This window comes from Actinocrinis sp. (assembly GCF_035946395.1).
Taxonomy (GTDB): domain Bacteria; phylum Actinomycetota; class Actinomycetes; order Streptomycetales; family Catenulisporaceae; genus Actinocrinis.
Genome location: NZ_DASYZI010000328.1, coordinates 1 through 3,051, shown reverse-complemented (window position 1 = coordinate 3,051; position 3,051 = coordinate 1). Strand labels below are relative to the sequence as shown.

The window sequence follows — 3,051 nt, the reverse complement described above, 5'->3', positions numbered from 1 at the left end:
GCGGTGCGGAACGCCGTTAGGTTCAGTTGGCTTGCCGTCTTGTCGAGGACGGCGAACACGATCCGTTCGAATGCGCCTTCGAAGCTGCCGCCGGCGCTCAGGTTCCGCCGGAACGCTGCCGCTACCTGTGCCGGGTCGTTGCGGAACACGCCGCAGCCCCACGCTCCGAGTACCAGCGTGCGGCACTTGTGGTGAGCGGCTACGGCTAGGACGCGTACGGCGCGGGCCGCGAGTAGGTCGGGGAGAGCGGCGACGTTGGCCGGCCTGTCGCGCGCGATGACTCCGGCGTTTGGAGCCGGGCTGGTCAGGAACGCCACCTGGTACGGCGTCTCCAGCAGGCGGTATTGGACGTCACGGTATACGGGGACTGCGGGCGAGTAGATGACGCGGTGACTGTAGGCCGGGTCCTTCGACGCCCGGTGCGCGGCGTAGTAGTCCGGGGCCTGACACAGCGTGGTGTAGAGCGCTGAGGTCCGGCACAGGTCCTCTTCCTGCGCTCGGGCGCCGCGCAGGTAACCGCCGCCGGCGTTGCGGGCCGAGGCGAAGTTCAGTACTGCGATGCGTTCTGCGGCTTCGTCGTGAAGACGCCGTGCGGCGCTCATGCTCGATTCGCCGGTGACCTCGATTCGCGTTGAGGCCGTTGCGTGTGGGGCGGCGTCCAGTAGTCGATCCAGGTCTTCCGGGGTGTACGAGACGGTGGCGGCGCACGCGGCGGCGACCGCGTCGCCGATTTGTACGGCCATGCCGCTCGGCGCGGTGTACTTGCCCGTGGCGATGATCGTCTCGTTGACATCGGCGATGCCCTTGTACGTGTTCATCGGTACTCGCTCACCCCTTATTCGTCACGCTGACGATAAGGGCTTTGGCTGGCGTGCGGAAGCGATTTTGCGGCCGGGGGCCGGGAGGTCGGGGCGTGGGCTGCGACGAGGGCGCCCACAGCGCACTACCGCCTCTTCGCACGCCTCACCTCGTGCTACCAATCGCCCGAATTGCACCGTCCGTCACCGGGAACGAATCAAGTACCAGCCACGCAGGAGACGGTCACTCATGGGCGATACCGGCGTTCAGCTTGCGCTGCCACCTTTCTGGCTAATCCATGCCCTGACATGGCCTCCACGCATCGACCAGTGGAGCCTGGCACGCGCCGCACTCGTCTGGGTGCCTTCAGCGGCCGGGCCACTGCCTAGGGCGGCCAGGGACGTGCGTCACGTCGCCGAGGTCTACCACCAGGTGCACAGCGGCAACGTGGTCTTCTTCTCCGATCTCGACGATTTTCTCGACGAGGAGGGCACCAGTTGGAGCGAGCGGCGCACCGACCCGCGCCTGGCCCTCGACCAGCTACTGGACGACGAACTGACCGTGCCGATCCTGCTGCTGCCCATCGGCTGGCACGCACACAAGATCCTCACGGAGAGCGTGCGCACATCGGTCGACCCAGGCGATGAACCGGGTGACGCGCCCGTCCCAGCGTGGCATCGGGAAGCGGTGCGCCGGGCGATCGCTCTCCAACTGGCCGCCGACTGGCCGGCGCACATACAGCGGTTGAGCGAGCAGGGACGACTCGCGCCGCCGATTGCGGATGACTTGGACATACCTGCGAATGGTCCGGAGAGCGGTTGAGCGCGAGGCGCATTGTTCGTGTAGCCCTCACGCCGTCGCTGGTGAGGGCTACACGAACGTTGGTCGGCGCATGCGGCGCCTGTGGTACGTGTGGTACGTGTAGTGCGTGTGCGGTTAGCCGAAGTAGCCGGTGAACGTGTTCGCGAACTGATTGCCCGTGTACACGTCCCAGTTGATCGACCAGGACATCAACCCGCCGAGACCCGGATACGTGCCGAGCGGCTTGTACGCACCGCAGTTCGTGCCCTTGGTCAGGCAGTCGAGCGCCGCGTCGAGCGCGGCGGGGGTGACCGCGCCGTTGCCAGCGTTCTGATTGGCGGGCAGTCCTATGGTGACCTGGCCCGGACTGAGTGCGGGGAAGGTTTCGCCGGTTCCGGCGACGGAGAAGCCGCGCAGCAGCATGTCCGTCATCGCGGTCAGGAAGTCCTCGCCGCCGGTGAAGTAGTACTGGTTGTCCAGCGCCATGACCGGCCCGGAGTTGTAGTCCTGCACGTCCAGCAGGTTCAGCTGGCTGCGCAGGCCGTAGATGACCGGCAGCCACGAACCGGTGCGCCGGTCGGAGGAGCCGGTGGTGTTGCCGCCGTAGTACTGATAACCGGTCTGCACGAAGAAGGTCTGCGGGGCCATCGCGACGATGAATCCGGACCCGTACTTGGCCTTGAGCTGTTGCACGGCCGAGATCAGGTTCACCACGGCGGGCGTGGTCGGGTGCATGAAGTCGTTGTCACCGGCGTTGAGCACCAGCGACTGGTTCTCGAAGTCCAGGTCGATGCCGTCGAGGCCGTACGTGTCCACGATCGAGCTGACCGTGCTCACGAACTGCGCCGCATCGGACGCGCTGTTCAGCGTGACCTGGCCATTGGCCCCGCCGATCGAGATCAGCACCTTGCGTCCCTGGGCGCGTGCCGTCTTGATGCCCGCGATCAGCTGCGCCTGGGTCTCGGCCCCGGCACATGTACTCGGCGGGCACGGGGTGAACGTGATGTCCCCGGCGCCGTTGGAGTCCGCGAAGGCGAGCGCGATCACGTTCCAGGCCGCCGGGGCGTTCTCGACGGCGACGTAGCCGGAGCCGTTGGAGAAGCTGGTGTGCAGGTATCCGACGAGGGAGTGTGCGGGTAGGCCGCCGCCGGAGGTGGGGCTGGAGCTTGGAGAAGGGCTGGAGCTTGGGCTCGAACTCGGCGAGTTGCTGGGGCTCGGGCTGGGACTTGTGCTGGGGCTGGGACTGGACGTCGTGGTGGGACTCGCGCTCGGCGTTCCGCCGCCGGAGCCGGGTGGGCCGGTGAGCGAGAAGTCGTCGGCGTAGAAGGTCGGCTGGCCGTACCAGCCGTGGATGTACACCGTCACACTCGTCGTGCTCGCCCCGGTCGTGAACGACGTGCTCAGCTGGGTCCACGACGTGGCCGACGGCGTCCAGTTGCTGGTGTCCGTGGT

At 67.0% G+C, this 3,051-nt stretch carries 3 protein-coding genes; 1 reads left to right on the top strand and 2 read right to left on the bottom strand.

What is annotated here, in order from left to right:
* Window positions 1–818, bottom strand: an 818-nt coding sequence (locus VGS97_RS20565; RefSeq protein WP_326855233.1) for a TIGR02452 family protein, incomplete at its 3' end; no start/stop codon positions are given.
* A gap of 382 nt (window positions 819–1,200) precedes the next feature.
* Here VGS97_RS20565 and VGS97_RS20560 point away from each other — a divergent pair.
* Window positions 1,201–1,620 carry a hypothetical protein gene (locus VGS97_RS20560; RefSeq protein ID WP_326855232.1) on the top strand — a complete coding sequence of 140 codons (420 nt, stop codon included), beginning with the start codon at window positions 1,201–1,203 and terminating at the stop codon, window positions 1,618–1,620.
* Between the two features lie 114 nt (window positions 1,621–1,734).
* Here the strand turns inward: VGS97_RS20560 and VGS97_RS20555 are convergent.
* Window positions 1,735–3,051: chitinase (locus VGS97_RS20555; RefSeq protein WP_326855231.1), on the bottom strand; the 1,317-nt coding region annotated here is incomplete at its 5' end.